Below are 6,567 nucleotides of genomic sequence, written 5' to 3'. Positions count from 1 at the left end.
GGCGCGGCGCGGGGCGATTAGTACCGCGCCCCCGAACCCTGCGGGGCCGCACGGGCGGGGGGGGGGGGGGGGGGGGGCGGGGGGCCCCCGCGCCTCCCGTCCGTCATCCGGTCCGGTCCAGGGCCGCAGCTCTCGGTCCGTCGGTCAGGCCGCGCTGCGCGCGACCAGGCGCGTGACCGCGGCGAGCGGGATCCCGACCCAGTCGGGACGGTTCCGGGTCTCGTAGACGACCTCGTAGACGGCCTTGTCGAGTTCGAACGCGTCGAGCAGTTCCCGGTGGGCACGCAGGTCCGATCTCGTCCCCTGCTGGTAGCCGTCGAGGAACGCCGACCGGGCGTCCTGCGCCCACTCCCCCGCGTCGACGGGTTCGGCGTCCTGGGCGAGCGACCCCTGGACGTAGTCGAACGAGCGCAGCATGCCGGCGACGTCCCGGAGCGTGACGTCCGGCAGGGAGCGCTCGGTGAGCGGCCGGAGCGGCTCGCCCTCGAAGTCGAGGAAGACCCAGCCGCGGGGTTCCGGAGCGGCGAGCACCTGTCCGAGGTGCAGGTCGCCGTGGATGCGCTGGAGGTCGGGCCAGTCGGCGTCGGCGGCCCGGGCGTAGACCGCACGGACGGCGTCGACGTGCGGGGCGATCGCCGGGGCCTCGCGTGCCGCGGCGTCGAGCCGGCCGTGCATCGTCGCGATCGCGGCGGCACGGCGGTCGTCGTCGGCGGGCTCGGTCGGCAGGGCGTCGGCGAGGGTGCGGTGCACCTCGGCGAGCGCGAGCCCGAGCCGCTCGGCGTCGGATGCGAAGGGGATGCCCTCGCGGGCGTCGCCGAGCGCCACGCGCCAGGCGTCCTGCAGCCCCGGCAGGAACTCCTGGGCGAAGGCGAGGTGCCCGCTCGCGGTGCCGTCGGAGCGCCCCGGGTCCGGCCAGCTCCCGCGGAGCGCGCCGTACACGCGCGGCACCCGGGCGCTGCCCGCGGCCGAGAGGGCGAGCTGCGTGGTGACGTCCGGGTTGTCGCCGTGGTGCAGCACGCGGAAGACCTTCACGATGACCTCGGCGCCGGTGTCCGTCTCGCAGATCACCGAGGTGTTCGACTGTTCGCCGCTGAGCACCCGGGACCGCCGGACGGTGCCGATCGGGACGAGACTCTCGTCGTCGGCGTCGATGCGCGCGGCGAGGGACCGGATCCAGTCCGGATCGGCGGTGGCGTCGTGCACGGTCCCGGTCGCGTCGGGGCTGACCGGCGCCTGGTAGAGGACGGGGCCGGTCGGGGCGTCGTCGAGGACGAGGCGGGTACCGGCGGGCTGCGCGAGGGTGCGGAGCCGCGGGGTGGTGCCCTTCGCCGTGTACCAGCGCTGGTGGGCGATCCAGCCCTCGAGGGTGCGGTCGGTGGGCTCGCCGGGGGCGGGGACGGGTGCCTCGTCGCTCATGGGGCGAACCGTACGCGCCGGGGGCTGAGGGTGGTGCGCTGGGTCGTGGGGCGCGGGGCGCTGGGGTCGTGGGGCGCTGGGTTCGGGTCGACCGCTGTCCTCCACAGGGCGTCGTTCCGGGTGCGGCATCCACAGAACGCGGCTGGCCCGGTGACGAGGGCCCCGCGGCGGACGACACTGACGGCATGCAGACCCCGCACCCGGAGCCGTTCGGCCGCACCGACCCCCGTCGCACGTGGCGCATCGCCGACGACCGGCGACTGCCCGCCCTCGAACCCTTCGCCGACCGCGTCCACCGGCACGGTCCCGTGGTGCTGCGCGAGCACCTGTGGGACACCGACGACCGGGCCCTCGCGGCCGAGGGCGTCGAGCTCCTCCGGTCGGACGCCGGGTGGAGCGTCGACCGCGGTGACGGACCGGTCGAGGTGCCCCCGGACCTCGACGGCGGCGACGACCACGATGCGGACCACGTGCCGCGCGACGTGGTCGAGGTCTTCCTGCGCGGCCGCCCGGTCCGGGTCGTCCGGGTGCGGGACACGGTGACGACCCTCGTCGAGCTGCGTGGGCGGGACGGGCGGCTCCGCGCTGAGGTGGCCGACGTCCGTGTGGACGAGGGCGAGCCCGACGCCGCGGTGCTCCGGTCGGCTCGGTGGTGGGCGCTGAGCGACGACGGGCGGGGCGGGACGGTGTACCGGGCTGCGGAGCGGGCACTGGCGGACGCGGCGGAACCCGGGGCGGGTGGTGGCGCCCGGGGCGGGGCCGGGCTCTCTAATGACGGGGCCGGGCACTCTGCGCTCCGTGCCGCCCCCGAGCGTCGGAAGGGGACGGCGGCACGCCCCCGACGGGGCTCCGCGGCAGCTGCCCTGCGAGCGGTGCTCCGATCGTTGCGCGCGGACCTCGTCGCGGTCGACCCGAGGGTGCGCGCCGACGAGCACGGGTCGGTGCACGACCTCCGGAAGGTCCTGCGTCGGCTGCGGAGCGTGCTGGCCGCGTACCGCGGTGCCCTCGACCGCGACGCCACCGAACCCCTGCGCGCCGAACTGGCCGAGGTCTCGCGGGTGGCCGGTGTCGCCCGCGACGCCGAGGTCCTGCGCGACCGGTTGCTCCGCACGGCCGGCCGCGCTCCCGAGGGCTTCGTCGACGCCGAGACCCTCGACCGGATCGGTGCGCACGTCGCCGAGTCCCGCGCGGCGGCGGCCGCCGACCTCCGGCACACCCTGCGCTCGGCGACGTGGTTCCGGGCACTGGACCGCCTCGACGACCTCGTCGCCCGGGTGCCGCGGGGACCGCACGCCGACGACGACGCCCAGGCGTTCGCCGTCCACCGGATCGCGCGCGAGCGGAAGCGGGTCGCGAAGGCGATCGACGGCGGCACCGAGACGCTCGACGACCTGCACGAGGTCCGGAAGGCGGCGCGGCGCCTGCGCTACGCCCTGCAAGCCGCCGACGAGGCGACGGACCTCGGGAAGCGGCGCCTCGGGTTGCTGCGGCGGGTACAGGACGGCCTCGGCGAGGTACTCGACGCGGCGCACGCCACCGCGGCCCACCGGGAGCTGGCGACCCTCGCGGCGAGGAGCGGGGCGGACACGTTCGGCGCCGGGGTCCTCGCCACGACCGAGCACGCCGTCGTCGAGCGCGAGCGGGACCGGGCCGAGCACCTCGTCGCCCGCCTGCGGTCGCGCGTGGCGACCGGTCTGCGAGGATGACCGGGTGCCGCACTACCTCGAAGACCTCGCCGCCGGACAGATCTTCACGACCCCGGGCCGGACCATCACCGAGGCGGACGTCGTGTCGTTCGCCTCGTGGACGAACGACAACAATCAGGTCCACACCGACGTCGAGTTCGCCGCCAGGACCCGATACGGCCAGCGGGTCGTGCACGGGCTGCTCGGCACCTCGCTCTGCCTCGGGCTGATCGCCCGCACCGGGGTGTTCGAGGGCTCGGCCGTCGCGCTGCTCGGCATCGACCAGTGGCGCTTCACGGCGCCGGTGTTCATCGGGGACACCCTGACGTGCGAGGTCGAGATCCTGTCGACGCGGCTGACGAGCTCCGGGACCACGGGCATCGTCGAGCGGACGGTGTCGCTCCGGAACCAGCGGGGCGAGACCGTGCAGCAGGGGCGCATGGACGTCATGGTCCTGACGCGGGACGCCGCGATCGTCTGACGGGCCGGGCGGGCACTCGGCGGGAATCATCTCCGCGCTCTTTACAACGATGTACCCGCCGCGCCAGCATGGAGGCATGAGCACGCTCGACGGCATCGTCGCCGCACCTGACACCGCTTCCCCGCAGGCCCTCCCGCTCGCCTCCCGGCAGGACGGCACGTACCCCCGGCCGCAGATGCTCCGCCCGCACTGGGCCGACCTCGACGGCACGTGGTCCTTCCGCAACGACGGCGACGACCCCGCCTGGCGGACCGGCTTCCCAGACGCACGGGACATCGTCGTCCCGTTCCCGCCCGAGTCCGTCGCGTCGGGTATCGACGAGCCGGGCTTCCACCCCGTCGTCTGGTACTCCCGCACCATCGGCCGCGCCGAGCTCGAGGCCGCCGGACACGGCGACGCAGCACCCCGGCTCCTGCTGCACTTCGGCGCGGTGGACCACCGCGCCCGGGTCTGGATCGACGGGCAGTTCATCGGCGAGCACGAGGGCGGCCACACGCCGTTCTCGTTCGACGTGACCGACGTCCTGACCGCCACCGGCACCGGCAGCGGCGGCGACGCCTCCGACGCCGTGCACACCCTCGTCGTCCGCGCCGAGGACGACCCGCACGACCTCACCCAGCCCCGCGGCAAGCAGGACTGGCACGAGGACCCGCACGCCATCTGGTACCGCCGCACCACCGGCATCTGGCAGACCGTCTGGCTCGAGGCCGTGCCGACCACGTCGATCGAGTACCTCCGCTGGACCAACCTCGACCACCAGACGCTCCGCCTGACCGTCCGGCTCGCCGGAGTCCGGACCAGCGGCGAGCGCCTCCGCGTCGACGCCCGCTGGGACGAGCGCGACGAAGACCTCGCGACGATCGAGACCACGCTCGGTGCGACGGCGAACGAGTTCGACGTGCTCGTCCCGATCGCCCGGCAGGCGAACGGCCAAGCCGAGGACGAACTGCACTGGTCGCCGGAGGCACCGCGGCTCGTCGACGCCACGGTCACCCTGCTGGGATCCGGCAGCGACCGCACCCCGATCGACGCCGTCGCGTCCTACTTCGGCGTGCGCACCGTCGGCGTCGACGGTGGCGCGTTCCTCCTCAACGGCCGGAGCTACGACGTCCGCAGCGTCCTCAACCAGGGGTACTGGCCGGACTCGCACATCGCAGCCCCCTCCCGCGAGGCGCTCCGCCGCGAGGTCGAGCTCATCAAGGAGCTCGGCTTCAACGCCGCACGCAACCACCAGAAGATCGAGGACCCGCGCTTCCTCTACTGGGCGGACCGGCTCGGCATCCTCGTGTGGGGCGAGGCGCCGGGTGCGTACGCGTTCTCGCCGCGGGCCGTGCAGCGGCTGATGCGCGAGTGGATGGACGCCGTCGAGCGCGACGCGTCGCACCCGTCGATCGTCACGTGGGTCCCGGCGAACGAGAGCTGGGGCGTGCAGCACATCGCGACCGATCCCGCGCAGCAGGCCTACGCGCGGTCGTTGGCCGACGTCACGCGGGCGATCGACCCCACACGGCCGGTGATCTCGAACGACGGGTGGGAGCACGTCGCATCCGACATCATCACCGTCCACGACTACGAGGGCGACGGCTCCCGGCTCGCGGCGACCTACGCCGACGACGCGGCGCGCACGACACTGGTGCAGGGAATCGGGCCGGCCGACCGGCGCATCCTCGTCGGCGGGGCGGTCGACCGCGGGCAGCCGGTGATGCTCACCGAGTTCGGCGGCGTGAACTACCAGCCCGGCGTCCAGCGCGAGGACGGCTGGGGCTACACGACCGCGGCCGACGGCGACGACTGGGTCGCGCGGATCACGGCGCTGTACGACGCGATCCGCGCGAGTTCGTTCCTCGCCGGGTCCTGCTGGACGCAGCTCACGGACACGATGCAGGAGACGAACGGCCTGCTGAACGCGGACCGCACCCCGAAGGTGCCGATCGAGCAGATCCGGCGCGCGGTCATCGGTCGCTGACGCGCCGCAGGTGAGCAGGAACGGTCGGGTCCGACGATGGGACCCGACCGTTCCTGCTCACCAGACGCGCGGATCAGGAGGCGAGGAACCGCAGGACGGCCTCGTTCCACTCGTCCTTGTGCGATGCGAGCACCCCGTGCGGCCCGCCCTCGATGACGTGGGTCTGCGCGTTCGGGATCGCCGCAGCGGTCCGCTTGCCGGACACCTCGAACGGCACGATGCCGTCGGAGTCGCCGTGGATCACGAGCGTCGGCACGTCGACCTTGGTGAGGTCGTCGCGGAAGTCCGTCGTGGCGAACGCGACGGTGCAGTCGAGCGTGCCCTTCGGCGACGCGAGCTCGGCGATCGCGAGGTCGTACGCGCGCTGGTCGCCCGACACCAGGGGCTTGTTCACGAGCGAGGGCTTGCCCGCCGTGTAGAACAGGTCGACGAACTCGTGCAGGAACGCGGGGCGGTCCCCGGTGATCCCGTTCGAGAACCAGTCGGCGAGGTCCTGGTCGACCCCGCCGTCGAGGTTGTCGTCGGACTTCCAGAGGTACGGCGGCACCGCGCTCGCGAACACGAGCTTCTTCACCCGGCCCGTGCCGTAGGTGGACACGTAGCGCGCGAGCTCACCGCCACCCATCGAGAACCCGATCAGCGTGACCTCGGTCAGCCCGAGCTGGTCGAGCAGTGTGTCGAGGTCGGCGGCGAACGTGTCGTAGTCGTACCCGCCCCACGGCTGCGACGACTGCCCGAAGCCACGACGGTCGTACGCGACGACCCGGTGCCCGGCCTCGACGAGGGCCGGGATCTGGCCCTCCCACGAGCGGCCGGACAGGGGCCAGCCGTGGATGAGGACGACCGGGTCGCCCGATCCGAAGTCGTCGTAGTGCAGGTCGATGTCGTGCCCGTTCTCGGCTCCGACGGTGATGAACGGCATGGTGCCTCCGGTGGTTGCGTCTTCCAGGGAACGCCGACCATGCAACGCCGCGAGCCCTCACCGAGGCTGGAAGCGTACGCCTTGCGGACACCGGCCG

The 6,567-nt window shown here is 73.8% G+C and carries 5 protein-coding genes; 3 read left to right on the top strand and 2 right to left on the bottom strand.

The genetic code is table 11. From position 1 onward, the window contains the following. Positions 1–144: 144 nt before the first annotated feature. Positions 145–1,416: a phosphotransferase gene (locus tag J2X60_RS05420; RefSeq protein WP_309886712.1), complete on the bottom strand. Its 1,272-nt coding sequence runs from the start codon at positions 1,414–1,416 to the stop codon at positions 145–147. Positions 1,417–1,601: 185 nt separating this feature from the next. Here J2X60_RS05420 and J2X60_RS05415 point away from each other — a divergent pair, with 185 nt between their 5' ends. From J2X60_RS05415 to J2X60_RS05405, 3 genes are all read left to right on the top strand, one after another. After that, positions 1,602–3,122, top strand: coding sequence for a CHAD domain-containing protein (locus J2X60_RS05415; protein ID WP_309886711.1), 1,521 nt, complete (start codon positions 1,602–1,604; stop codon positions 3,120–3,122). 4 nt (positions 3,123–3,126) lie between these two features. Then, entirely contained in the window at positions 3,127–3,582 is a 456-nt protein-coding gene (locus J2X60_RS05410) for a MaoC/PaaZ C-terminal domain-containing protein (protein ID WP_309886710.1), read from the top strand. Positions 3,583–3,658: 76 nt separating this feature from the next. Then, positions 3,659–5,548 carry a glycoside hydrolase family 2 TIM barrel-domain containing protein gene (locus tag J2X60_RS05405; RefSeq protein WP_309886709.1) on the top strand — a complete coding sequence of 630 codons (1,890 nt, stop codon included), beginning with the start codon at positions 3,659–3,661 and terminating at the stop codon, positions 5,546–5,548. Between the two features lie 73 nt (positions 5,549–5,621). Here J2X60_RS05405 and J2X60_RS05400 read toward each other — a convergent pair whose 3' ends face one another. Further along, entirely contained in the window at positions 5,622–6,470 is an 849-nt protein-coding gene (locus tag J2X60_RS05400; protein ID WP_309886708.1) for an alpha/beta hydrolase, read from the bottom strand. Positions 6,471–6,567 lie beyond the last annotated feature (97 nt).

The organism is Curtobacterium sp. 320 (assembly GCF_031455235.1).
GTDB lineage: Bacteria > Actinomycetota > Actinomycetes > Actinomycetales > Microbacteriaceae > Curtobacterium.
Note: the sequence above shows the minus strand (reverse complement) of the source record. Positions and strands in the feature narration are given on the sequence as shown.

Bases quoted from the DNA above. Each gene is read 5' to 3' on its own strand.
- J2X60_RS05415 (WP_309886711.1), top strand. From the start codon at position 1,602: ATGCAGACCCCGCACCCGGAGCCGTTCGGCCGCACCGACCCCCGTCGC.
- J2X60_RS05400 (WP_309886708.1), bottom strand. From the start codon at position 6,470: ATGCCGTTCATCACCGTCGGAGCCGAGAACGGGCACGACATCGACCTG.
- J2X60_RS05405 (WP_309886709.1), top strand. From the start codon at position 3,659: ATGAGCACGCTCGACGGCATCGTCGCCGCACCTGACACCGCTTCCCCG.
- J2X60_RS05420 (WP_309886712.1), bottom strand. From the start codon at position 1,416: ATGAGCGACGAGGCACCCGTCCCCGCCCCCGGCGAGCCCACCGACCGC.